The following is a 26,994-nucleotide window of genomic DNA, read 5'->3' as shown; positions in this document are numbered from 1 at the left end:
ATCACAATTTTAACTATTCTCCAACAATATGAAGTTCACTGAACTCTTTATCAACGATTAAGAATTTATTCTCTTCAAAATTTATTTTATCAAATTCAATTTTTTCATTATCGATTTCAATTTCTGTCACTTTAAACGGCAATCCGATTAAATTGATTTTATACTTAGTATATGGCGTTTCGTATTTACCTTCTTTATGAAGCTGAATAATTAATTCTTTTTCTTTTCCGATACTTCTTAACGATAAGAAACTATAACGTCCTTTTTTATAATCGTAACCATCTTGGGCATCTTCGTAAACAGCAGAATTTTCTTTTCCGTTTTTATAATAAATGTCAAGCGTTAATTCGTCAAATTCTAGTTCTCCAACATATTGCTGAACAGGATATTTCGGAATAATGGCGCCCGCTTTTACAAAAACCGGAATTTCATCAAATTTAGTATCAATCCAGATTTCTCTTCCACCAATAAAAAGTTCGTTTGTCCAGTAGTTATACCATTCTCCTCTAGGAATATACATACGTCTACCTACAGCATTAGGTTCAAGTATCGGACAAACTAATATTTGATTTCCAAAAATAAATTCATCGTTGCGATAATGCGTTTGTGTGTCGTCTTGATCGTAGTAAACCAAAGGTTTCAGCATCGGAACTCCTTCTTCAATATACTGCCAAAACATGGTATACAAATAAGGCAATAATTGATAACGAAGACTAACAAATTTTCTAGTTATATTAATTACTTCTTCATCAAAAGCCCAAGGTTCTTGATTTCCATGATCTCCAGATGAATGCGTTCTGCAAAACGGATGAAAAACACCTAATTGAATCCAGCGTGCGTATAATTCGCCCGTTGGCTGTTCGGCAAAACCTCCAATATCAGAACCTGTAAATCCCATTCCTGAAATTGACAATCTTTGCACTTGAATATTCGCCAACCACAAATGTTCCCAAGTAGCAACGTTATCTCCAGTCCAAGAAGACGTATATCGCTGTGCACCAGAATACGCTGATCTTGTAATTACAAAGGGACGTTTCGGGTAAACAAAACGTTTTACACCATGATAAGTCGCTCGCGCCATTTGCGTTCCATAAATATTATGCGCTTTTCTGTGACTGCAAGGATTTCCATCGTAAACGTGGCGAACATCCATCGGGAAAGTTTTATTTGGAACCTCCATAACTGCAGGTTCGTTCATGTCGTTCCAAACACCTTTCACTCCAATATCTGAAATTAATTCTTTAAATAATCCAGCCCACCACTCTCTAACTACAGGATTCGTATAATCTGGAAAATTACATTCTCCTGGCCAAACTTTCCCTTTCATGTAAGGTCCATCGGCTCTTTTACAGAAATAATCTTTTTCTAAACCTTCTTTATAAACCCAATAATCTTTATCAATTTTAATTCCTGGATCTATAATTACAATGGTTTTAAAACCATCTTCGGCTAATTCAGCAACCATCTTTTTCGGATCTGGAAAATAGTTTTTATTCCAAGTAAAACATCGAAATCCGTCCATATAATCAATATCCAAATAAATGGCGTCGCATGGAATTTGTAATTCTCTAAATTTTGAAGTGATTTCTTTGACTTTACTTTCAGGATAATAACTCCATTTACATTGGTGATATCCTAAAACCCAAAGTGGCGGTAATTCTGGTTTTCCAGTTAAATCTGTGTACGTGGTTACAACATCTTGCATTTGTGGTCCGTAAACGAAATAATAATTCATCTCGCCTCCTTCTGCCCAAAAGCTTGTAATATTTCTTCTTTCTTGACAAAAATCAAAAAAAGTTCTAAAAGTATTATCAAAGAAAATACCGTATGCTTGTTTATTATGCAAACCAATATAAAATGGAACAACTTTATATAGAGGCTCTTGATCTTTTTGATAAGCATATTGATCTGTAGCAAAATTCTCGACTCTTTTTCCTTTCAAGTTCATCTGAGTCGCTTTATCCCCAAGACCGTAATAACATTCACCGTCTTTAGAATATTTGCTCATTTTTACAATATTTCCGCCGTATTCATAACTTTCCTCCCAGTGAAAACCTAGTTCATCTTCAAGAATTAAAAAGTCATTTAAATCATATATTGAAAGTCTAAGATCTGCTTTCTGAATTTTACAGATTACTTTGCTTGTTCTAATTTGAAAATAAGTTTCTTCTTCTGTTACTTCTAAAAAATTATAACCGTGAAGCTGCGTTTTATCTATGGCATAGGAAAAATCATTACTGAAATAACCTTTTGTTGTAAAACGAAATCGGATTAAACTATCGCGAAGAATGGTAACTTTTAAGATTACTTTGTTGTCTGTGTTGAAAAAAACAGAATCTCCTTCATGTTCGTAAGAAACAATTTTTGATGGATATAAATCTCCTTTGTATTCTAATGATGTATTTGTAATCATATCTTCACTGAATTAATTTATAGCTTTTTGTCTTTCTTTCAAACATACAAAAAAAGAAGATAAAGCCCTATGAATAAAAGGTTTATTCACGAAAACGTTTTTTCTGAATGCCTTTCAATTTAGAAAACAAAAAATCAACAATTTGATAATTTTTAAAGGAAAAAATAACAAATTGTTAGCTTAAAATTGATTGTAAGATTTTTATTAAGTCAAAGAATAAACGGTAACACTTAAAGGAGGCAGAATTAATTCGACTGAAAAATCTCTTCCGTCATAAGATACAGACTCTACTTTTAAAGATTTAGTATTTGAAACTCCACTTCCACCGTAAGTTTCAGCATCACTATTAAAAATCTCTTTTAATTTTCCTTTTTTCGGAATACCAATTCTATAATTTTCTCTCACAACTTGAGTAAAGTTGCAAACCACAATTATATTTTCGTCAGGATTATTTCCTTTTCTAATATAAGACAAAACCGCATTTTGATGATCAGAATAATTAATCCATTCAAAACCTTCTCCTGAAAATTGTTTTTCGTATAATGCTGGCTGAGATTTATATAATTGATTCAAATCTGTAATTAATCTTTTTATTCCTGAATGAAAATCGTATTGCAGTAAATGCCAATCTAAACTTTGCTCAAAATTCCATTCTCCGGTTTGACCAAATTCAGCTCCTTGAAATAATAATTTTGTTCCTGGATGTGTGAACATATAACCATATAACAATCTCAAGTTTGCAAAACGTTGCCATTCGTCGCCTGGCATTTTATAAATAAGCGATTGCTTTCCGTAAACAACTTCATCATGAGAAAACGGAAGCATGAAGTTTTCGGTAAAAGCGTAAGTCATTGAAAAAGTCAAATCGTTTTGATGGTATTTTCTATAAACTGTATCTTTTTGAAAGTACTTCAAAGTATCGTGCATCCATCCCATCATCCATTTCATTCCGAAACCTAAACCGCCAAAAGAAGTTGGTCTTGAAACCATCGGAAAAGAAGTGCTTTCTTCTGCAATGGTTTGAACTCCATCAAAGTTAGCGTAGATTACTTCATTAAATTCTTTAAGAAAACTTATAGAATCTAGATTTTCTTTTCCACCATAAATATTAGCTTCCCATTCGCCATCTTTTCTAGAATAATCAAGATAAAGCATCGAAGCAACGGCATCAACTCTTAATCCGTCAACATGATAATTCTGAAGCCAAAATACAGCGTTGCTAATTAAAAAGGCGCGAACCTCATTTCTTCCGTAATTAAACACAAGACTTTTCCAATCTGGATGATATCCTTTTCTACGGTCCGGATGTTCATATAAATGTGAGCCGTCAAAATAACCTAAACCGTGTGCATCATCAGGAAAATGGGACGGAACCCAATCTAGAATTACACCAATTCCTTCTTGATGCAATTTATCTACAAGAAGCATAAAATCTTGTGGTTTTCCGAAACGGGAAGTTGGCGCAAAATAACCAGTTAATTGATAACCCCACGAAGGATCATAAGGATATTCCATCACTGGCATAAATTCTACATGAGTAAAACCCGTTTCTTTAACGTATTTTACTAAGTCATCTGCCAATTCTAAATAGCTTAAAAAACGATTATGTTCTGCTCGTTTCCAAGATCCTAAATGTACTTCGTAAACAGAGTAAGGTTTATCTAAACCGTTTTTATCTTTACGGTTTTGCATCCAGTTTTCGTCTTTCCATTTATAATCTAAATCCCAGACAACAGAAGCCGTATGCGGTGGTTTTTCGCAATATAAGGCAAAAGGATCTGCTTTTTCAGTTGTCACACCATAAATGCTAGATTCAATTTTATATTTATAAAGAGCACCTTTTGAAATTTCTGGAATAAATCCTTCCCAAATTCCAGATGAATCCCAACGAACATTCAAAACATGCTCTCCACCATTCCAATAATTAAAATCGCCAACAACAGAAACAGAATGTGCAGTTGGAGCCCAAACTGCAAAATAAACGCCTTTTACACCATTAACTTCAGTTAAATGCGCACCTAATTTTTCGTATAATTTAAAATGTTTCCCAGCTTTAAATAAATCTATATCAAAGTCGGTAAATAGAGAATGCGCGATTACTTTAGTCATATTGTTTTTTTAAGGCAATGAAATTTGAATTTGGAATTTTGTTTTTTAAAATTTTCTAAAATTTATTCAATTCTAAAATTATCAGATAATGTAACGCCTTTTTTGATAACAACAATTCCGTCTTTAATACTGTACAATTCGTTAGTAAAATTATCTAAATGTTTTCCTCCAGAAATATGTACATTATTTCCAATTCGTACATTTTTATCAATTAAGGCATTATTGATATAGCAATTTTCACCAATTCCAACATGAATTTTACTGATACTGCTTTCTTGATTTAATTCGTCTAAATCTTGATAAAAGTCGTTACCCATTACGTAACAATTTTCTAAAACAGTCCCTTCTCCAATTCTAGAACGAATTCCAATTACAGAACTTTTAATTTCTTTAGCATTAATAATACAACCTTCAGAAATTAAAGATTGATTGATAATCGAATTTCTGAATTTTGACGGAGGAAGTAATCTTGGTCTTGTAAAAATTTTATTTTCGTTATCAAATAAATTAAATTCTGGAATATCAGCTGTTAAACCAATATTTGCTTCAAAAAACGATTCAATATTTCCGATATCTGTCCAATATCCTTCGTACTGATAACTTAAAATTTTATGTTTTCCAACGGCTTGTGGAATGATTTCTTTACCAAAATCTTTCGTTTCCTGATTGCCCATTAATTCTTCCAATAATGGCTTATTGAAAATATAAATTCCCATTGAAGCAAGATACTTTTTCCCTTTTTCTTGCATATGTTCACTCACTTCAGATTCCCATTCAGGCAACAATGAAGCATCTGGTTTTTCGATAAAAGCATGAATATTATTCTCATGATCCGTTTTAAGAATACCAAATTCTGGAGCGTCTTTTGCATTTACAGGCAAAGTTGCTATAGAAATTTCAGCATCTGCAGCAATATGAGCTTCTAACATTTCATTAAAATCCATTTGATACAATTGATCACCAGAAAGAATTAAGGCATGATCAAAATCGTGTTTCAAGAAGTGTGACATACACTGTCTAACAGCATCTGCCGTTCCCTGAAACCAAGTCGGATTATCTGGAGTTTGTTCTGCCGCTAAAATATCAACAAAAGATTGGCTAAAAATGCTAAAATTGAACGTATTCTTTATATGTGCATTTAAAGAAGCCGAATTAAACTGCGTTAAAACAAATATTTTAAAAATATCAGAATTAATACAGTTCGAAATTGGAATATCAACCAAACGGTATTTTCCTCCAATCGGAACAGCAGGTTTTGATCTAGTTTCTGTTAATGGGAACAAACGCGATCCTTGTCCTCCTCCTAAAATAATGGCAACTACATTTTTCTTTTTAAATTTCATTTTGGCTGAATTATTAAGTTGTATATTTCGATATATTCTTGGCACACTCTTTCCCAGGAATGATCTGCTGACATTCCTCTTTTTAAAACTTTATTGAAATTTTCTTTATCATCGTACAACTTTACTGCACGATTTATAGAATAAGTAATATCTGCAACTGAAGCTTGATCGTGACAAATTCCGTTTCCATCGTCTCCATAATCTACAACTGTATCTCTCAAACCTCCAGTTCTTCGCACAATAGGAATAGTCCCGTAACGCATAGCGTACATTTGGTTTAAGCCACAAGGTTCTACTCTTGAAGGCATTAAAATATAATCTGAACCTGCGTAAATCAAATGAGCTAAATCTTCATTATAGCCTATAAAAACGTTATAATTTCCTTTATAATCATTTCTTAGTTGTGTTAATTGCGATTCAATCTCTGAATTTCCAGAACCTAAAATCAGAATATTAATTTCTTCAAAATTTTCAGACAAAGCTAAAGCTGAAGCATGTGGCAATAAATCTCCACCTTTTTCTTCAAACAATCGTCCAATAAAACTAAACAAGGGTTTTGAAGGATCTAAATCAAATTGCTCGCACAGTTTTTCTTTATTCTTCGCTTTTCCTACTTCAAAATTTTCTATAGAATAATTTTCAGCAATCATTTTATCTTTCAACGGATTCCATACTTCAATATCAATTCCATTTAAAATTCCTTTTGATTTATTTCGAACAGAATTAAACAAAGATTCCAAGCCATTAGCATACAGATTAATTTCATTCAGATAGCTTGGTGAAACCGTCGTTACAGCATTGGCACATTTTACCCCAACTGCCAGCGAATTAATTGAATTATTCCATTCTAAAAACCCAACATGTTTTAAATCAAATTCTGGCAAGTAATAAAGTTTATCAAAACCAAACCAACCTTGATATAGCCCATTATGAATTGTAATAACAGTTTTTACATCTTTCAGACTTTCATATTTAAAAGCAAATTGTAATAAAAACGGAACTAAACCTGTATGATGATCATGACAATTTATAACATCAGGAACTTTATTTCTGGCAATAATCCAATCTAAAGCAGCAATTTGAAAAGACAGAAATCGTTCAATATCATCTTCATATCCATAAACATTCGGTCTATCAAATAATTCATTAATTTCTATCAGATATAATTCATAACCTAATTTGTCGGTAGTTTCTTTTAAAACACTGAACGGAAAATCAAAATTCCCAAGTTTAATTGTACCCCAATGAACACATTCAAAATCATTTTCCTTTCGAAATTTTGTATCATAACAAGGAACAACTACTCTTACATCGTGACTAGCATTGCTTTGGTATTTAGGTAAAGCACCAACAACATCTGCAAGTCCGCCAACCTTTGCCATTGGATAACATTCTGCACTAATATGAAATATCTCCATTCAAAATTAATTTAGGATACTTTTTAAGAAGCGATTATTAAAATACTACTTTTATGTTTTTTAAATTTAGCAAAAAAACAAGCAGAGTTTAGCTTCAAAATCAGTTTTATCGAAATGGCAAAAAAGACAATCAATCCTACTAAATCATTAAAAATTCCCACGATAATTATACTATCTGCGAAATTATGCGCATTAATATCCAAAAAATTAGTTACTAAATTTGCTGCAAAAATCTTTACAACCCCTATAAAACATAAAGTTCCAAAGCGTGAATTTGAAATGGATTCTAAAAGCGTAAAGAAGACAATTTATGTTCCAAGCATTGATAAAAGTGTTATTACTTACTTATACGGTCAAAGTGATCGCAAAATATTATTAGTTCATGGATGGTCTGGAAGAGGAACTCAGTTATTTAAAATAGCAGATGAACTTTTACAAAAAGGATATTCAACAGTTAGTTTCGACGCTCCAGCTCATGGAAAATCTCAAGGAAAAACTACTATTATGTCTGAATTTATTGCTTCAATCTTAGAAATTGAAAGAGAATTTGGACCTTTTGAAATCGCAATCGGACATTCATTGGGAGGAATGTCTGTTCTAAACGCCATAAAAGACGGACTTAATTTAGATAAAGCTGTAATTATAGGAAGCGGAGATATTGTACAAGATATTTTGGATGAATTTGTTTTTAAATTAGGTTTAAAAAAAGAAATAAGTCAAAATCTGCGAGATTTCTTCGAAAATAAATATCAGGTTAAAATGGACGATTTTTCAGCATATCGTGCTGCAAAAAAAATAGAAATCCCTGTTTTAGTAATACATGATAATGATGATCCAGAAGTTCCAGTGAAAGCCGGAATTCATATAAATGAAAATCTTGAAAATGGAAGTCTATTTTTAACCAATGGACTGGGACATAGAAAAATTCTAGGAAATCATAATGTTATTAAAAGAATTCTTGATTTTATCAAAAATCACTAACTTTATATACGTAAAAAATTGATTTCCATAAATTTATAAGTAAATAAAAAATGGACTTATTTGGAGAAACGTTAGATTGGGAAACTAAATTAAAACCCATTTTAAAAAAATATAGAGGAAAGAAACATCCTCTGGAATACCATAGCACTTATCAATTGTTGGTTATGGTAATTTTATCTGCACAAGATTCTGATGCAAATATTAATAAAATTGCTCCAATACTATTTGAAAAATATCCTAGCTTAAATGCACTTTCAAAAGCTGACTTTGACAGTTTCGTTCCATTCATAAGCAATGTTCGCAATCACGCTACAAAAGCAAAATGGATTATAGAAATTGCTCAAACAATTAAACAAGACAAAGATATTCCTCTAACTATGAATGGATTAACAGCACTAAAAGGTATTGGAAGAAAATCTGCAAATGTTATTTTAAGAGAAACTAATAAACCTGCAGAAGGAATTATTGCCGATTTACATGTAATTCGTGTCGCGCCAAGAATAGGAATTATTAAAGAGAGCAAAGATGGAAATAAAGTAGAAAAAGATTTAATGCAGGTGCTTACTAAAAACATATGGTCAGAAATTGGAATGGCAATTTCTTTTTTAGGAAGAGAAACTTGTAGACCAAAACCAAAATGCTCAGAATGTCCTTTAACAGATATATGTTTATATTATGCAACCGAAGTAGCGTAATAATCTATTTTCTTCTAGTATCTATTAAATAAATTACTTTCCAAGTTTCCTTTTCTTTAAACAATGTAAAAGCATTAACTCCAGAATGACTTAGTTTATCGTTAATATAAAACTCATATGGTGTCCATACATGTGCCATTGAGCCATCAATTTGAATTGAATAACTCAATATTTTCTCTTGAAATTTTATACTTAGAGGAATAGAAGCTATTGATTTATAAAACTCTTTTTCTGATTCATCAGATAATTTATTCCCTTTAATGTTATTCTCACTAATCGATTGCAAAATCATCTTATCCGAACAAACTGATTTTATTATTGTTGAATCCTTTTTATGAAATCCCTCAAAAAATAGTTCAATAGTTTTTTGAACTTCTTTCTTTTGAGCATTAGAACTCAATCCTAAAAAAATAAAAAAGATTAATATATAAAATTTCATAGAAATATTTTTAAACATTAAACTGAGAAAGATGATGATCCAAATGTTTAGCAAACATATTATTCCATTCTTTTGAATTTAACTTTCCAAATGAAAGAGATTCTTTTCCTTCGAATTCTTTTTCTCCAAGTTGTTGTGTTCTATTTATATAACTAATAAGCCTATCTTTTTCAATTTCAAAATCACGATTGTTACTAATAATAAATTGAGGCGCAGTTCTAATATTTCTAGGGTATGGATTTTCACTCACTACCTTGTTCTTTATAAATGATTTCAAAATGAACCGTAAAAAGCTATTAGGTTTTGGATGAATACTATCATAAACCATCTCGTACATAATATTACAGTGAGCAAGCATTTGATTTACAGACATTTTACCCCAAACTGGCTGAGAATCATTCTTCAATTGATTAATACGATCAACAAACTCTTCAGAATCTTTTCTAGAAAAAATGTTTTGCATAGTTAAAAAATAACCGATTTATAAAAAGTAAAATTATAAAATTTAATGAGTTTGGTAGATTTTAGAGCAAAAAAAAAACTTCAATTAGCAAAAAGCCAATTGAAGTTTTAGTACTCAGAGCGGGACTTGAACCCGCACGAACATTGCTGTTCACTGGATTTTAAGTCCAGCGTGTCTACCAATTTCACCATCCGAGCATTATGTGGTACCTCCAGGGATCGAACCAGGGACACATGGATTTTCAGTCCATTGCTCTACCATCTGAGCTAAGGTACCTTATTACTTATATTACTATAAGTAAAATTTAGAATAAAAAACCCCGTTTTATAAACAGGGTTTTTGAAAAGAAAGGCGACGACATACTCTCCCACATAACTGCAGTACCATCTGCGCAGGCGGGCTTAACTTCTCTGTTCGGGATGGGAAGAGGTGAGCCCCGCCGCAATAACCACCTTAAGGTTTTTAGTTGTTGGTTTGCGGTTGTCGGTTGTTGGATTTTCCATCAACTATCAACTATTAACCATCAACTGCTCTGCGTCGAGCAAATATTTTAACATACTGAGATAAAGAAAAGAAGAATAGTTTAGAAAGTTTCCTCCCGATCCGCCTGGGCGGATCGGGAAAAGGGCGTACATAAGCTTACGGATTATTAGTACTACTCGACTGTGACATTACTGCCTTTACATCTGTAGCCTATCAACGTGGTCATCTTCCACGATCCTTAAAAGAAATCTCATCTTGTGGTGGGTTTCGCGCTTATATGCTTTCAGCGCTTATCCCTTCCAAACGTAGCTACTCTGCGGTGCCCCTGGCGGGACAACAGATACACTAGAGGTTTGTCCAATTCGGTCCTCTCGTACTAGAATCAGATCCACTCAAATTTCTAACGCCCGCAGTAGATAGAGACCGAACTGTCTCACGACGTTCTGAACCCAGCTCGCGTGCCACTTTAATGGGCGAACAGCCCAACCCTTGGGACCTTCTCCAGCCCCAGGATGTGACGAGCCGACATCGAGGTGCCAAACCCCCCCGTCGATATGAGCTCTTGGGGGAGATCAGCCTGTTATCCCCGGCGTACCTTTTATCCTTTGAGCGATGGCCCTTCCATGCGGAACCACCGGATCACTATGCTCTACTTTCGTACCTGATCGACCTGTATGTCTCTCAGTCAAGCTCCCTTATGCCATTGCACTCTACGCACGGTTACCAAGCGTACTGAGGGAACCTTTAGAAGCCTCCGTTACTCTTTTGGAGGCGACCACCCCAGTCAAACTACCCACCAAGCACTGTCCCCCACATCGCGGGGTTAGGCCTCAGATAAACAAAGGGTTGTATTTCAACAATGACTCCACAACGCCTGGCGACGCCGCTTCATAGTCTCCAACCTATCCTACACATCATTTATCCAAGGTCAATACTAAGCTATAGTAAAGGTGCACAGGGTCTTTTCGTCCCACTGCGGGTAAACGGCATCTTCACCGTTACTACAATTTCACCGAGCTCATGGCTGAGACAGTGTCCAGATCGTTACACCATTCGTGCAGGTCGGAACTTACCCGACAAGGAATTTCGCTACCTTAGGACCGTTATAGTTACGGCCGCCGTTTACTGGGGCTTCAATTCAATGCTTCTCCGAAGATAACATCTCCTCTTAACCTTCCAGCACCGGGCAGGTGTCAGGCCCTATACTTCATCTTACGATTTTGCAGAGCCCTGTGTTTTTGATAAACAGTCGCCTGGACCTCTTCACTGCGGCCCCGATTGCTCGGGGCGACCTTTCTCCCGAAGTTACAGGTCTATTTTGCCTAATTCCTTAGCCATGAATCTCTCGAGCACCTTAGGATTCTCTCCTCAACTACCTGTGTCGGTTTACGGTACTGGTTCTTATTGCCTGAAGTTTAGAGGTTTTTCTTGGAAGCCCTTAGGCGCACTATCTCTTTGTCCGAAGACTCCGAGTACTATCGCATTTCACCAAGATCTCCGGATTTGCCTAGAGACCCTATAGCTAGGTGCTTTAACGAACTATTCCGTCAGTTCGCGGCGCTTTCATCACTCCGTCACCCCATCACAGCAATAAGAAGTACGGGAATATTAACCCGTTGGCCATCGACTGTCCCTTTCGGGTTCGCCTTAGGACCAGACTAACCCACAGCTGATTAGCATAGCTGTGGAAACCTTAGTTTTTCGGTGTGCGGGTTTCTCGCCCGCATTATCGTTACTTATGCCTACATTTTCTTTTCTGACCGGTCCAGCATACCTTACGATACACCTTCTGCCCTGTCAGAATGCTCCCCTACCACTTGCAGCAAGCTGCAAATCCATAGCTTCGGTAATATGTTTATGCCCGATTATTATCCATGCTCGTCCGCTCGACTAGTGAGCTGTTACGCACTCTTTAAATGAATGGCTGCTTCCAAGCCAACATCCTAGCTGTCTGGGCAGACAAACCTCGTTCTTTCAACTTAACATATATTTGGGGACCTTAGCTGATGGTCTGGGTTCTTTCCCTCTCGGACTTGGACCTTAGCACCCAAGCCCTCACTGTTATCAACCATTATATAGCATTCGGAGTTTGTCAGGAATTGGTAGGCGGTGAAGCCCCCGCATCCAATCAGTAGCTCTACCTCTATATAACTAAAATAACGCTGCACCTAAATGCATTTCGGGGAGTACGAGCTATTTCCGAGTTTGATTGGCCTTTCACCCCTACCCACAGGTCATCCGAAGACTTTTCAACGTCAACCGGTTCGGTCCTCCACTGTGTGTTACCACAGCTTCAACCTGCCCATGGGTAGATCACACGGTTTCGCGTCTAACACTGCCGACTAAAGCGCCCTATTCAGACTCGCTTTCGCTGCGGATCCATGGCTTAACCACTTATCCTTGCCGGCAACGTTAACTCGTAGGCTCATTATGCAAAAGGCACGCCGTCACCCCACGAAAGGGCTCCGACCGCTTGTAAGCGCATGGTTTCAGGATCTATTTCACTCCGTTATTCACGGTTCTTTTCACCTTTCCCTCACGGTACTGGTTCACTATCGGTCTCTCAGGAGTATTTAGCCTTAGCGGATGGTCCCGCCAAATTCAGACAGGGTTTCACGTGCCCCGCCCTACTCAGGATACCGCTATCCATTACATTTGTTGCCCATACGGGGCTGTCACCCTCTATGGCGCTCCTTTCCAGAAGCTTCCGGTTCCTCATGCATGAAATATCGCGGTCCTACAACCCCGGCAATGCCGTAACAATGCCGGTTTGGGCTAATCCGCGTTCGCTCGCCACTACTTACGGAATCACTTTTGTTTTCTTCTCCTCCGCCTACTTAGATGTTTCAGTTCAGCGGGTTTGCCCACCTATCGGTGTGCTATGCCTTCAGCATAGCGGGTTGCCCCATTCGGATATCTGCGGATCGATCTGTGTGTGCCAGTCCCCGCAGCTTTTCGCAGCTTATCACGTCCTTCTTCGCCTCTGAGAGCCTAGGCATTCCCCATGCGCCCTTATTTTGCTTATTGTACTAGACAAGGCATGCCTTGTCTCTGCCGTCTTGCAATAAATCGCAAAACGTGTTCTTTCTACTTTCTTATTATTTTCTTATCTCAATATGTCAATGAACTTTTTTCCTTTCGGAACTGTGGAGAATAACGGAGTCGAACCGTTGACCTCCTGCGTGCAAGGCAGGCGCTCTAGCCAGCTGAGCTAATCCCCCATTTTTAAATCTTAGATTTTAGAATTCAGATTTTAGATTTCCCATTCTTCTCTAATTTCCTTTGGTGAATCACAGCTTCCAGAATTTCCTTCAAATCAAGTCAAATAGTAGTCCCGGGCAGACTCGAACTGCCGACCCCTACATTATCAGTGTAGTACTCTAACCAGCTGAGCTACGAGACTCTGTTTTACTTAATTTTTATCATTTTTTTAAATTAACAGCAAGAGTAATGCAATCACGATTCCAAACCAATGGTCCGGCATCTTATTTCCCAATCGTGCCTTGCGGCTAACTGATCGGGCTCTAGAAAGGAGGTGTTCCAGCCGCACCTTCCGGTACGGCTACCTTGTTACGACTTAGCCCTAGTTACCAGTTTTACCCTAGGCAGCTCCTTGCGGTCACCGACTTCAGGCACCCCCAGCTTCCATGGCTTGACGGGCGGTGTGTACAAGGCCCGGGAACGTATTCACCGGATCATGGCTGATATCCGATTACTAGCGATTCCAGCTTCACGGAGTCGAGTTGCAGACTCCGATCCGAACTGTGACCGGCTTTATAGATTCGCTCCTGGTCACCCAGTGGCTGCTCTCTGTACCGGCCATTGTAGCACGTGTGTAGCCCAAGGCGTAAGGGCCGTGATGATTTGACGTCATCCCCACCTTCCTCACAGTTTGCACTGGCAGTCTTGTTAGAGTTCCCGACACTACTCGCTGGCAACTAACAACAGGGGTTGCGCTCGTTATAGGACTTAACCTGACACCTCACGGCACGAGCTGACGACAACCATGCAGCACCTTGTAAACTGTCTTGCGAAAGATCTGTTTCCAAATCGGTCAGTCTGCATTTAAGCCTTGGTAAGGTTCCTCGCGTATCATCGAATTAAACCACATGCTCCACCGCTTGTGCGGGCCCCCGTCAATTCCTTTGAGTTTCAAACTTGCGTTCGTACTCCCCAGGTGGGATACTTATCACTTTCGCTTAGCCACTGAAGTTGCCCCCAACAGCTAGTATCCATCGTTTACGGCGTGGACTACCAGGGTATCTAATCCTGTTCGCTACCCACGCTTTCGTCCATCAGCGTCAATCAATTGGTAGTAACCTGCCTTCGCAATTGGTATTCCATGTAATCTCTAAGCATTTCACCGCTACACTACATATTCTAGTTACTTCCCAATAATTCAAGTCCTGCAGTATCAATGGCCGTTCCACCGTTGAGCGATGGGCTTTCACCACTGACTTACAAGACCGCCTACGGACCCTTTAAACCCAATGATTCCGGATAACGCTTGGATCCTCCGTATTACCGCGGCTGCTGGCACGGAGTTAGCCGATCCTTATTCTTACGGTACCGTCAAGCTCCTTCACGAAGGAGTGTTTCTTCCCGTACAAAAGCAGTTTACAATCCATAGGACCGTCATCCTGCACGCGGCATGGCTGGTTCAGGCTTGCGCCCATTGACCAATATTCCTCACTGCTGCCTCCCGTAGGAGTCTGGTCCGTGTCTCAGTACCAGTGTGGGGGATCTCCCTCTCAGGACCCCTACCCATCGTTGCCTTGGTAAGCCGTTACCTTACCAACTAGCTAATGGGACGCATGCTCATCTTTCACCGTTGTGACTTTAATAATGTGCTGATGCCAACTCATTATGCTATGAGGTATTAATCCAAATTTCTCTGGGCTATCCCTCTGTGAAAGGCAGATTGCATACGCGTTACGCACCCGTGCGCCGGTCTCAGATTCCGAAGAATCCTACCCCTCGACTTGCATGTGTTAAGCCTGCCGCTAGCGTTCATCCTGAGCCAGGATCAAACTCTTCATCGTATATTTTAATATTATTATGCGATGCTTTTCCAGTCGGTCTTATTCGAATCTTACGATTCCATTACTCTTATTTTTTCTGTTCCGATTTGCATCGGAACGGCTGTCAATTCAATATGTCTACGAACGTAATTTTTTTGTCTTTCGCTTATCTCTCAAAGCGGGTGCAAAACTAAAACTTCTTTTTGTTTCTCGCAAGAAAAAATTGAAAAATTTTGAAACTTTTTTTTCGTCTCCTTTTCCCGATTTCCCTTCCGATATTTCAATGAACTTTCCCTGTTTTGCGGGGTGCAAATGTAAAAACCTTTTTCTTTTCCTGCAAGCTTTTCCGAATCTTTTTTTCAGAAAATTTCTTCCCTTCCGATTCCTATTCTTCTGCAGTATTTCGATGAGCGTCTTGCTGATTGCGGGTGCAAAAGTAGAACCTTTATTCAGTTATGCAAGCTTTTTTGATGTGTTTTTTTCATCTTTTTTCGGATTATTTCTTAACTCCCTGATAACGGATTCTTTACAATTCATTTTTTTTTTGCCCGCCTGTAGCCTTTTTCTGAATTCAAATGCGTTTTTGATTGTTTTGCGGGTTTTACGAACAGAGATTCTGGGGATTTTCCAACCTTTAGGGCACTTTTATTGGGAAAATCTAAATCCTGAAATGCGCTTCTGCTCCCCTATCTGCTCCCGAAATGGATCTTCAAGCCTCTTTTTCCGCTGATGTTTCTCCAGAATACGGGATTTCCAGCCCCGACAGTCCCGAAGATTCGGGAGGAAATCCTTTTTATGGAGGGGTTAGCCCCAAAAAGATTGGAGCGGATAGCGGGAAAAAGCTCATGAAAATAATTAAAGCTGGCAGCTCTCCTATATTATAGCGTCCATGAATCTGTTTCCCTTTAAATATCCATTGGCATAAGACGCACTGCAGTGCGCCTCTACAGTAAATCGGAATCTATACTATATTATATATGTATGCTTATAAAAAAGAAACCCGACAGGTTTTCAAAATCTGTCGGGTTATATACTACTATATATAATGTAGAAACTTATTTTTATTTAATTGCTTTTATTCCTTCGTGAGTTGGAATTACTTGTATTATTGTTCCATCTGGATTGAACTCTAATTTGTCGATACAAACTTCGCGGTGAAAACCTCCCGCATTTCCCATCTTGATTCCTGTTGGGTAAGAAAAACGATGATATGTTAGATACCATTCGTCTTTGTTTGGAATTTGCAATACTGAATTATGTCCTGTTGCATAGATTCCTTCTTCTGGTCTTCCTTGAATTACTATATTATTTTCTGGAATTTCTAAAGGCCCTGTCGGAGAATTCGAAATTGCGTATCTAACTTTATATTTTGGACTTCTGGTATCGTCTTCACTCCAAAAGAAATAATATTTTCCGTTTCTGTAAATAACATAAGTTCCTTCACGGAAAGAATTATTAACGGCTATAATTTTTTGAGTATTTGGTTTTAAAGAAATCATATCTGAATTTAATTCGGCAACTGCCATATACATATTTCCCCAATACAAATAACTTTTTCCTGTTTTTGGATCGGTAAAAACATCTGGATCAATTTCTTGTCCGTCGTGTATTTCCTGAGGTCTTTCGGATATAAGTGCTTTTCCACTGTCTTTAAAAGGTCCGGTTGGATTATCTGAAACGACTACTCCTATTTTTTGTGCTGCCGTAAAGTAATAGAAATATTTGTATTTTCCTTTTATCTTCTTTTCTACAATACAAGGTGCCCAAGCATTTCTATTTCCCCAAGGAACATCTTTTTTAAGATCTAAAATGATTCCTTCATCTTTCCAATCTACTAAATTATCAGATGAAAATGTTTTAAAATAATATCCTGACCAATCATTAAATCCGTCACTAGTTGGATAGATGTAATATTTTTTGGTTTTGTTTGAATATAAAATTTCAGGATCGGCATAATAACCTTCGAGAACTGGATTATTCTTAATTTTTGGAAGTTGGCTTGGTAATCCCCATTTCTGAGTGATTCTTTTTAATTCAGAACGTGTTATTGGCAAAATAGTTCCATGACGTGGTTTGAAGTCCATTGAAATGTCCTCATCAATGACTGTGAAGTTTTCTAGGTCTTTTGTTTTGGTGAATTGATATTTTCCTTTCGAATACATATCATACATTAAAATGTAATCATCAGAATTATTAAGTTTGAAAATACTCGATCCTTCTACATTTTCTTTAGTTTGCTGTAGATAATTATCGTTTTCTTTCCAGTTTCCAGAAGTTAAATCGGTTGTAGTTGCAGTTTTGATACCAGCAGTTGCAGATTCTGTTTTATAAAAAAGATGATAAACTCCGTCTTTAAGAATTATATCTCCATCTATACAAGCTCCTTTAGATTTAGGAACAAACAATAACTTTGGAGCACTTTCTAAAGCTGTGAAATCTTCATTCGCGTAAGCGTAATAAATTTTATCAGGCTCAGAACCATGCTGCATGCTAAAATAAATCATGTATTTGCCTGCTTTTGCATCATAAATTGTTTGCGGCGCCCAAACTCTTTTCAAATTTTCATTTCCTGGAAATGCTGTCTGAATGTTTACAACCTTACTTTTCCAATTTACTAAATCTGTACTTTTAAGCAAGACCATTGCACGATTACTGTCCCAACCTTTTGAGGAAGTCATATCAGTTAAAACCATATAAAAGGTTTTGCCATCTTCGCCACGAAGAATATGAGGATCGCGAACTCCTCCTGTAGAACTAATTTCTTTACTTTCTAAAACAGGTTTGTTATTATTTAATGCATAATAATGGTATCCATCTGTGCTTACAGCAAAATTAACAGCTTCTTCTTCGATTTGATTTCCTATAAAGTACACGAACAAATATGCTGTTAAATCTTTCTCTGCAACTGCGGGCGGAACTCCTTTTGCTGAATTTTGCGCTTGTAAAAAAGTTGAAATTACTAACAACACTACAAGACTAAATTTTATTTTTTTCATTTTATAAAGTTTAATACCATTCTATTTTCTAAAATAATAGAACAGCTTATTTTTTGGTTTTAATACGAATCACGCTAAAAGAATAAGGCGGTAACTCTTTTGAAAAAGCTTCTTTTACTGAAATTATTTGGTTCACTGGTCTTGCTTCTGCTTTTTCTGGGTTTCCAGTTAATAAAGTATAACTAGCATTTTCAGCAATCATTAAATTAGATATTTCGATTGACGGCATAACTGCGACTGGAAGAACATTAACTAATTTTATAATCAAATCTCCCGAAGAACTTTCTTTTAAGGCAGATACTCCAATACGTTTATTTGCTTCGTTATTGTCTGAAACTTTTATACTTCTCTCGATATAAATATCTCCAGCATTCTGACCGTAAAGTTTCTGCACGAAATAATTGACAGTCGGTTTAACTTCAGTTCCGTTAAAATAAATTAGATCTGGATTCCATTGCGTATGTTTTTCTCTTGCTAATAAAGGCGCATAAGAAGCCATAGAAACTACATCTCCATTTCGTTCAACTCCTGTTAGGTACAATGCCTCAGCTAAAGCATTGTAAAATTTATTACCCCACGAAGCATATTCTCCAAGATATACTTTAGATTTTGAACGGTTATAACTATCATAAAAATCCTGATTATTGATAAACCATCCTGGAGATTGATAATAGTGTTCGTCTACAAGTGGCAGTTTCAAATCATCGGCTATTTTCCAGCCTTCTCTATAATCTGTTCCTTCAAAAAATGGTCCGACTGTACCAATAATCTTAATTTCTGGATATTTTTGTTGTACTGCTTTTACAATCATTCGATAGCGTTCTTCGAAAACATCGCTGATTAAATCCTCATTTCCAATTCCAACATATTTTAGATTGAAAGGTTTTGGATGCCCTGCTTCAGCGCGTTTTTTGCCCCAAACGGTATTAGCATTTCCATTCGCATACTCTATTAAATCTAAAACATCCTGAACGTAATCGTCCATTTCTTCCATCGGAATTCCGAATTGCTGTCCAGAACCTCCGTCAGAGGAATTTTGACAAGGAACGCCAGCAGCTAATACAGGAACAGCTTCGGCGCCTAAATCTTCGCAAAATTGAAAATATTCAAAATATCCCAATCCCATAGATTGGTGGTAACCCCAAATATTTCGCATCGAAACTCTACTTTCTAACGGACCAATTGTATTTTTCCATTTGTAAATATTATGCAATCCGTCTCCATGTGCCACACAACCGCCAGGAAAACGAACAAATTTTGGATGCATGTCTGCAATCATTTCTGCTAAATCTGCACGAAGTCCGTTTTTATGGTTTTTAAAAGTTTTCTGCGGAAAAAGCGAAACCATATCAACTGACGTTTCGCCATTTGTGCTGATTTCCAAATGAGCATCATTTGCAGTTTTAGAAGGTTTTAAAACGAGATTAAATTTCTTCCAAGAATTAGTTGGCGTAAATGTCGCTTCTGCTAAAGTTTCTCCGCTTGACGTTTTTAGACGAACAATTGCTTTTGTTCCTTTTGCAAAAACACTAAAATCATATTTTTCATTGATTTTAAGTGCGATTCCATCAAAACCTGAATTTGTAATATTTCCGTTTTTGATTACGGCATAATTTGGATTGTTAGAATGAATTGAATTTTCTTTTTCAATTGTAAAATTGCCATTCCAAGCCATTGAAGAATTCCATTTTTCATCGCTTCCTTTTTTATCGTGAAGTGAATATTCGAAATCACGATTCTGAATCAATTCTCCATATAAACCACCATCTGCCGCGTAATTAATATCTTCAAAAAAAACACCTGTAAGCATATTGCTGATTTTTTTTGATTCATGACCATTAATTCGAATTTCCGCTTTAACGGGTTTCAATCCTAAAAACATCAAACTATCGCTTTTTGGAGAAGTATTATTTTGTTTATCCCTAAACTTAACCGATTCCATGTTTTTGATCATAGTTTCGACCAAACTCCAATCTACTTGATGTATTGTTCCCTGAAAAACTTCTCCTTGAAGCTGAATTTCACTTCTTAAATTTTCTCCAGAAATATCCTTGTCAATTATTGTAGCAGAATAATTCTTGAAGTCTTTTGTTGCTGAAGAATAATTTTTACCGCTTTCGCTAAAGTGAACCAGATATTTTCCATCTTTCTGACTAACTTGAACATTTTGAATTACCGATTTATCTTGCCCTTTTCCAACAAAATTCTTCATTCCCTGAATATAATTTTGTCTTCCCCAATTTACTAAGTCTTTACTTTCTGAGTGCGCAAATACATTATCTCTTACACTCCAAAAGCAATGAAAAATTCCTGAATTATCTTTAATCAAAAAGGCCTCAGACATGCTTTTTCCCGTTGGGCCCCAGCTTCCAAAATCTGATTTTAGAAAACTAAATTCAGGTCCAATTGCAAACCAGTTTCTCTGATCTGTGCTCCATGCAAAATGAAGTCCGTTTTTTCCATTATTTTTTAAAGTAGAATAAGCAAATAAGTACACTTTATCTGGATTTTTTTCATTTGTTTTAATACTAAATCCAGATATACCAAAAGTAATCGCAAAAAGCAGCATCAGTTTTAAAGTGCTGCGAAGCAATAACCTTTTCATTATTTTTTGCCTTTTAATTGATACAGAACTGAACTATGCGGTTTTAAATCTGTTCCTATTTCTTTTGAAGTTGTTTTTGATTTTTCGCCTGTCCACATATTCAAAACTTCAGCCGAACCAGAAATTCCAAGTTCTGAAAGATTTACTGTTACTTTCTGAGTGTCCTTATCTGAAATATTAAACAAAGCAAGATATACACTTCCGTCTTTAGCATTTTTTGAAGTCACAGCAATTTTACCATCTTTCTGAAAAAGCTGTTTTACGTCTTTGCTTTCATTATGCATTTTTACAACATCTTTATTTGTTAGCAATGAAAGAGTAAAAGCATCATTACTTGGTAAATCTCCACCAAAGAATAATGGTGATTTGAAGATGTTGAAAAATGTAATTAAAGTATATTGTTCGTCTTTTGTTAAACGAGTCATACGGTCATTTCCACGTTCGCCTCTTATTGAAATACGTCCTAACGGAATCATATCGCAATCTGGCCATGTTCCTGGAGCAATATAAGGATACCATTTCTGAGCAACATCCATTAAATGAGTAATATGCGGCCAAGTATCCCAGACGTCATCCACCATACGCCACATATTTGCGTGTGTTGTTACATGAAAAGCAGCCGAAATCGGAGTTTCTCCAGGAGAAGTGCTTAAAACAATTTTACGTCCGCATTTGTCAATTGCGTTTCTGATTAAATTGATTTCACCTTCGTGATATGGTCTTGATAAATCGTCAATTTTTATAAAATCTACTCCCCATTGCGCGTACAATTCGAAAATAGAATTATAATATTCTTGTGCTCCTGGCTTGTCTGCCAAAATTGTATAATTATCTCTCAACCATTCGCATTGCAAAGCTGTTGTATAAATCTGATCTGCTGTAATTCCTTTAGTTCCTTTAATCGGCATTTTGTCTTCAACTGCTTTTTTAGGAATACCTCGCATAATATGAATTCCAAATTTTAATCCTTTTCCATGAATATAATCTGCTAATGGCTTAAAACCTTTGCCATCTTTTGCTGATGGAAATCTATTTACAGCAGGCAAATATCTACCGTATTGATCGATAACATAACGCGGATCTGTTTGGTTGTAACCTCCTGCTTTATCATTTTCAACAAACCAGCGAATATCAACTACAATATATTCCCAACCAAATTTCTTCAGCTCTTTTGCCATATAATCTGCATTGGCTTTTACTTCATGTTCTTCCACAGTTGGACCGTAACAATCCCAACTGTTCCAGCCCATTGGTGGTGTTTGCGCCCATTGTTTAAATTCTTCTTTTTGAAATGGTTTGGTTTGTGCGCTAGATAAGACAGATATAAAAAATGTGCCTATCGCGATAGTAAGTAAGTTTGTTTTTTTCATTGTGGTTAATTTTATGTGTAAAATTTACATTTAAAAATAATAAAAAAAATTACCCCCTTCTACATTTTTGTTTATTAATAATATTGAAGGGGGAATTTATCTAATTTCGTTTTTTTGCTTTAATCATTCTTGCATATTAATTTTCACAAAATGCATTCAGCTTTAAACTATGTTTTTTAGTCATTATAAGCTTCGATAATATAAGAAGTTCCTTTTTTGGTTTCAAATTCTGCAACATAACCAATTGACGATTTTTTACTTTGAATATTCAACTTTTGAATTCTAAATGGTTTTGCTGATCTTATATGGCAAATTCCTCCTGCATTAGATACAATTTTACTTTGACTCATTTTTCCGTTTTCCCACTTTATATCGACTGTAAAATTACCTTTTGCTGTAATGCCTTTAATTTCACCATCTGACCAAGCATCTGGAAGAGCAGGAAGCAAATGGATTTCTTTGTTCTGACTCTGCATCAGCATTTCGATGACTCCGGCAGTTCCCGCAAAATTTCCGTCAATTTGAAAAGGCGGATGCGCATCAAAAAGATTCGGATAACAACCTCCATGTCTACTATATTTAGGATCGTTATCTTTTGTTAATCTTAATTGATTTTTGAATAATTGATAAGCATGATTTCCGTCTAAAAGTCTCGCCCACATATTTACTTTCCAAGCCAAACTCCAGCCAGTTCCATCGTCGCCTCTTAATTCTAAAGTTCTTTTTGCTGCGTTAGCTAATTCTGGTGTTTTTAGTGGCGAAATTAAATTGGCTGGATGCAACGCATAAAGATGCGAAGTATGTCTATGATGCGGATCTTCTTCTTCAAAATCTTTATACCATTCTAATAATTGTCCTTTTTTACCAATTTGAAAAGGAAGTAATTCATTTGCAGCTTTGTCTACTTTTTGTCTGAATTCTGAATCAATATTTAAAACTTTTGAAGCTTCGACTGTATTTTCAAACAAATCTTTAATAATTCCGATATCCATTGTAGAAGCAGTCGTTACCGTGCCTTTCTTTTTGCCATCATAATAAAACATATTTTCTGGCGAAGTCGAAGGCATCGTTACCAAATGACCATTCTGATCTTTCTGAAGCCAGTCTAAACTAAACTCTGCCGCACCTTTGATAATTGGATATACTTTTTTCAAATACGCCACATCTCCCGTATATTGATAGTGTTCCCATAAATGTCTGCTTATCCAGTTGGCTCCCATATACCAGTTTGCCCACATTGGATCTCCTTTTCCGAAATCGCCAACAGGATTTGTCATAGCCCAGATGTCTGAATTATGGTGCAAAACCCATCCATTTGCGTGATAATAACTTTTGGCAGTTTCTGTTCCCGTTACAGAAGCATTTTTAATGTATTCATCAAGCGGAAAAAACAATTCAGACAAACTTGCCGATTCTACGGGCCAATAATTCATCTGTAAATTGATATTTGTCGTATAGTTACTGCTCCAAGGTGCGCGAAGTTTGTTATTCCAAATTCCTTGTAAATTGGCTGGAGCATTGTGTGTACGCGAAGAAGAAATCAACAAATAACGCCCGAACTGAAAAAATAAAGCTTCCAATCCAGCATCTTTTTCGCCTTTTGCATATTGTTCCAATCTTACATCTGTTGGCAGATTAGATTTATTAGTTTCTTTTTCATTTAATTTTAATGAAACTCTATTAAAGAATTTTTGAAAATCTGTAATATGTTCTTTTAATAAATTATCATATTTCTTCGTAACAGCTTTTTTAATTGGGGTTTCTGCGAATTTATGTTCGTCTTTTCCTTGACTATCCGGACATTTATCAAATCCGTTGAAACTTGTTGCTGCAGAAACGAAAATTAAAATTTCAGATGCATTTTTTATTACTAAATTATTTCCTTCAACGCTTATTTCGCCATCTTTTACTATTGGTTTAATAATCAATTCGAAACGCATTCCTCTACAGCCCGATGCATCTTCATAAACAATTGGTTCTTTATTGTAATCAATATAATTTGGATCTGAATGTGAAGGTGCTTTTCCTTTCAAAACCAAAGATTTATCTTTTATTGATTTTTGATTTTTTAAAAGACTAGAAGCGTCAATTGTAAAAGAAAGTTTTTTCAATTGATCTGCCGAAAGTTTAATTACAATACATTGTGCAGGTGCCGAAGCAAAGATTTCTCTTTTATAATTAACTCCGCCAATCTTAAAATTGGTTACTGCTAATCCAGTTTCAATATCAAGACTTCTATTATAAGATTCTGTTTTTTGTCCGCCAAAATCTTGTTTTAAAATAAGATCTCCCAAGGGCATGTAACTTTCGCTGTAAGGTCCCTGCATATTTTTAGTCAAATTATAGGCTTTTTCAAAATCTTCATTCTTCAAAGCTTCTCTAATTAAAGCAAGATTTTGAAAAGCATCAGGATTAACGTTTTTCTGCACAGGTCCGCCACTCCATAAAGTAGCCTCATTTAGCTGAATTAATTCTGAATCTACTCTTCCAAAAACCATTGCTCCAAGTGTACCATTTCCTATTGGCAGCGCTTCTGTCCATTCGACAGCAGGTTGCTTATATTGCAGTTTTAAATCTTGTTGTGCAAAAACAGAAAATCCTGTTAATGTTAACAATAATAAAAGCCTTTTTTTAAGAGAATGATATGGCATATATTTTATTTTTATAAGAATAAATGATTAGATTGTTTTCAGTTTTAAAACCGTAACAGAATAAGCAGGAAGACTCAATTGCTGTTTTCCTTTTGTCACTTTATATTCACTTTGTTTTGGAGTAATTTTTTTAGGTTCTGCAAAAGTATTTTCATCTTGTAAATTTGCACTTGCCAGTCTAATCATACTTCCTTTTGATCCTAATTTTGCTCCTTTTAAATCAATACTCACTTCTGAAGCTGTTGCTGCTGTATTTACCAGTTTTACTATAATTTCTTTACTGTTTGCATCTTTTACAGCCGAAGCATACAAATTATTCTGCCCAATTAAAGCTTTGCCATCTTGAGTAATGCTTAATAAATCTGTTCCTTTATTAGTTGAGAATAATTGCTGTACATAATAGTTTGCAGAACCATAAGATTGTAAGTTATTGAACCAAATCATATCTGGTGTCCATTGCCAAGCATCTTCATGTGCCATTAAAGGAGCATAAGAAGTAAGATGTACCACTTCTGCGTTTCTTTCTAAACCAGTCATAAAAGCAGCTTCAGAAAAAGCACATTCCCAATTATTTCTATTATTTGGATTTGCACCAGAAACACTTTGTGCAGCATATTCTCCAGCAAATATTTTTGGACCTTTTCTATCGTAATTATCATAACGCCCAGCATTTTCTCTAAACCATTTTGGGCTTTCATAATAATGTTCATCGACCAATTCTGCGTCCAGTTTTTTTAATTCTTGCATTGCAAAATCAAAATGTTCACCTGCTGGCGAAGGTCCGCTTCCTGATACAATAATGATATTTGGGTATTTTGCTTTAATTGCTTTTTCAAAAACTTTGAATCTATCAATATAATCTGGTCCCCATTGTTCGTTTCCAACTCCAATATATTTTAAATTGAATGGTTTTGGATGCCCCATATCCGAACGGATTTTTCCCCAAGTTGTCGTAACTGAACCATTTGCAAATTCAATTAAATCTAAAGCGTCTTGTACATAAGGATCTAATTCGTTCATCGGTGCCAATTCTCCTGTGTTGTATTGACAAGCCATTCCGCAACTTAAAATTGGAAGCGGTTCTGCACCAATATCTTCTGAAAGCTGGAAATATTCAAAAAAGCCTAATCCGAAACTCTGAAAATAATCTGGCGTTAATTTGTGGTTGAATTCAACATTCCAACGATTCATTTTTGTTTCTCTTTCGTCTACATTTCCAACAGACTTTTTCCATTGGTAACGATCAGACAATGTTCTGCCTTCAACAATACAACCGCCCGGAAAACGTAAAAAACCCGGTTTTACATCGTATAATAATTGTACAAGATCTTTTCTAAGTCCGTTATTTCTGTTTTTCCAAGTATCTTCTGGAAAAAGTGAAATCATATCTAAATCGATTGTTCCAGTTCCTTCAAAAGTAATTTTAAGCTTTGCTTTTGCTTCTGTTTGAGTTGCTGTAAATTGTGCTGTATAATTTGTCCATTGATCCGATTTTGGAACAACAGATGTTTCTCCAAGTACTTTTTGGTCTTTATCAATAAGCTGAAAAATAATTTTTTTGATTGCTCCATTGTGATTGGCCGCTTTTAATGAAAGATTGTATTTAGCATCTTTCTTCACTCCCATTCCACGGAATCCTTCATTAATTAAAACATAACCTTTATCATTATTGATTTCTACTCTGCAAAAATTAGTATTATTTGCCGCTACGTTGATCGGAAGCGCAATGCCTGATTCTTTGTTTAAAGACCTTCTTGTATTAGGTTGCTCCCATCCCATTAAAGGTTTATCAAATTCAAAAGATCTGTTTTTAATCATTTCGGCATATAATCCACCATCTGCAGCAAAATTGATGTCTTCAAAAAACAATCCGAACATTGTAGGTTCGATTTTAGTAATGGTTTTGGAAGCATCGACTTCTAAAGTATTTTTTTGAGCATTTCCATAAATACTACTAAGCAGTAAACCTCCTATGAATAATGTTGAAATTACGTTTCTTTTCATTGT

General features: G+C 36.1%; 13 protein-coding genes, 4 tRNA genes and 3 rRNA genes. 2 read left to right on the top strand and 18 right to left on the bottom strand.

What is annotated here, in order from left to right:
- Positions 1 to 13 precede the first annotated feature (13 nt).
- The 4 genes from P0R33_RS23030 to P0R33_RS23015 all read right to left on the bottom strand — a co-directional run bounded on the left by P0R33_RS23030 (position 14) and on the right by P0R33_RS23015 (position 7,283).
- On the bottom strand, positions 14 to 2,413 hold the full coding sequence (locus P0R33_RS23030; protein WP_276173430.1) for a glycoside hydrolase family 31 protein: 2,400 nt from the start codon (positions 2,411 to 2,413) through the stop codon (positions 14 to 16).
- Positions 2,414 to 2,617: 204 nt separating this feature from the next.
- Positions 2,618 to 4,522, bottom strand: a complete 1,905-nt coding sequence (gene glgB, locus P0R33_RS23025) for a 1,4-alpha-glucan branching protein GlgB (protein ID WP_276173429.1) — start codon at positions 4,520 to 4,522, stop codon at positions 2,618 to 2,620.
- Positions 4,523 to 4,584: 62 nt separating this feature from the next.
- Complete coding sequence (locus tag P0R33_RS23020; RefSeq protein ID WP_276173428.1) at positions 4,585 to 5,865, bottom strand: glucose-1-phosphate adenylyltransferase; 1,281 nt, start codon at positions 5,863 to 5,865, stop codon at positions 4,585 to 4,587.
- On the bottom strand, positions 5,862 to 7,283 hold the full coding sequence (locus P0R33_RS23015; RefSeq protein WP_276173427.1) for a glycogen synthase: 1,422 nt from the start codon (positions 7,281 to 7,283) through the stop codon (positions 5,862 to 5,864). Before P0R33_RS23015 ends, P0R33_RS23020 begins: the two co-directional genes overlap by 4 nt.
- A gap of 114 nt (positions 7,284 to 7,397) precedes the next feature.
- On the opposite strand from P0R33_RS23015, the gene P0R33_RS23010 reads away from it, so the two are divergent.
- Positions 7,398 to 8,264 (top strand): alpha/beta hydrolase, encoded by an 867-nt coding sequence (locus P0R33_RS23010; RefSeq protein ID WP_276173426.1) that lies wholly within the window; start codon positions 7,398 to 7,400, stop codon positions 8,262 to 8,264.
- Between the two features lie 50 nt (positions 8,265 to 8,314).
- Complete coding sequence (locus P0R33_RS23005; protein ID WP_276173425.1) at positions 8,315 to 8,959, top strand: endonuclease III; 645 nt, start codon at positions 8,315 to 8,317, stop codon at positions 8,957 to 8,959.
- Positions 8,960 to 8,963: 4 nt separating this feature from the next.
- Here P0R33_RS23005 and P0R33_RS23000 read toward each other — a convergent pair whose 3' ends face one another.
- The 14 genes from P0R33_RS23000 to P0R33_RS22935 form a co-directional block, all read right to left on the bottom strand.
- Positions 8,964 to 9,398, bottom strand: coding sequence for a nuclear transport factor 2 family protein (locus P0R33_RS23000; protein WP_276173424.1), 435 nt, complete (start codon positions 9,396 to 9,398; stop codon positions 8,964 to 8,966).
- 10 nt (positions 9,399 to 9,408) lie between these two features.
- Complete coding sequence (locus tag P0R33_RS22995; RefSeq protein ID WP_276173423.1) at positions 9,409 to 9,861, bottom strand: DUF1569 domain-containing protein; 453 nt, start codon at positions 9,859 to 9,861, stop codon at positions 9,409 to 9,411.
- 111 nt (positions 9,862 to 9,972) lie between these two features.
- A tRNA-Leu gene (locus P0R33_RS22990) sits at positions 9,973 to 10,058 on the bottom strand.
- A 6-nt stretch (positions 10,059 to 10,064) separates the two neighbouring features.
- A tRNA-Phe gene (locus P0R33_RS22985) sits at positions 10,065 to 10,137 on the bottom strand.
- A 70-nt stretch (positions 10,138 to 10,207) separates the two neighbouring features.
- A 5S ribosomal RNA gene (rrf, locus tag P0R33_RS22980) occupies positions 10,208 to 10,317 on the bottom strand.
- A gap of 173 nt (positions 10,318 to 10,490) precedes the next feature.
- A 23S ribosomal RNA gene (locus tag P0R33_RS22975) occupies positions 10,491 to 13,371 on the bottom strand.
- Between the two features lie 120 nt (positions 13,372 to 13,491).
- Positions 13,492 to 13,565: transfer RNA gene (locus tag P0R33_RS22970), tRNA-Ala, on the bottom strand.
- Positions 13,566 to 13,673: 108 nt separating this feature from the next.
- Positions 13,674 to 13,747: transfer RNA gene (locus P0R33_RS22965), tRNA-Ile, on the bottom strand.
- 125 nt (positions 13,748 to 13,872) lie between these two features.
- Positions 13,873 to 15,386 (bottom strand): 16S ribosomal RNA (locus P0R33_RS22960).
- Together the 16S, 23S and 5S rRNA genes with 4 tRNA genes alongside form the textbook arrangement of a ribosomal RNA operon.
- Positions 15,387 to 16,426: 1,040 nt before the next feature.
- Positions 16,427 to 18,361: a family 43 glycosylhydrolase gene (locus tag P0R33_RS22955; RefSeq protein WP_276173422.1), complete on the bottom strand. Its 1,935-nt coding sequence runs from the start codon at positions 18,359 to 18,361 to the stop codon at positions 16,427 to 16,429.
- Positions 18,362 to 18,407: 46 nt separating this feature from the next.
- A complete protein-coding gene (locus tag P0R33_RS22950) occupies positions 18,408 to 20,966 on the bottom strand; it encodes an alpha-L-arabinofuranosidase C-terminal domain-containing protein (RefSeq protein WP_276173421.1) in 2,559 nt (852 codons plus the stop codon).
- Positions 20,966 to 22,336 (bottom strand): glycoside hydrolase family 27 protein, encoded by a 1,371-nt coding sequence (locus P0R33_RS22945; protein WP_276173420.1) that lies wholly within the window; start codon positions 22,334 to 22,336, stop codon positions 20,966 to 20,968. Before P0R33_RS22945 ends, P0R33_RS22950 begins: the two co-directional genes overlap by 1 nt.
- Before the next feature lie 176 nt (positions 22,337 to 22,512).
- Entirely contained in the window at positions 22,513 to 24,987 is a 2,475-nt protein-coding gene (locus P0R33_RS22940) for a glycoside hydrolase family 95 protein (protein ID WP_276173419.1), read from the bottom strand.
- A gap of 27 nt (positions 24,988 to 25,014) precedes the next feature.
- A complete protein-coding gene (locus P0R33_RS22935; RefSeq protein WP_276173418.1) occupies positions 25,015 to 26,991 on the bottom strand; it encodes an alpha-L-arabinofuranosidase C-terminal domain-containing protein in 1,977 nt (658 codons plus the stop codon).
- Positions 26,992 to 26,994 lie beyond the last annotated feature (3 nt).

Origin of the sequence: Flavobacterium sp. YJ01 (assembly GCF_029320955.1) — a bacterium.
In the GTDB taxonomy this organism is placed as follows: domain Bacteria; phylum Bacteroidota; class Bacteroidia; order Flavobacteriales; family Flavobacteriaceae; genus Flavobacterium.
The sequence above is the reverse complement of the archived record's forward strand: the minus strand, read 5'-3'. Positions and strand labels throughout refer to the sequence as shown.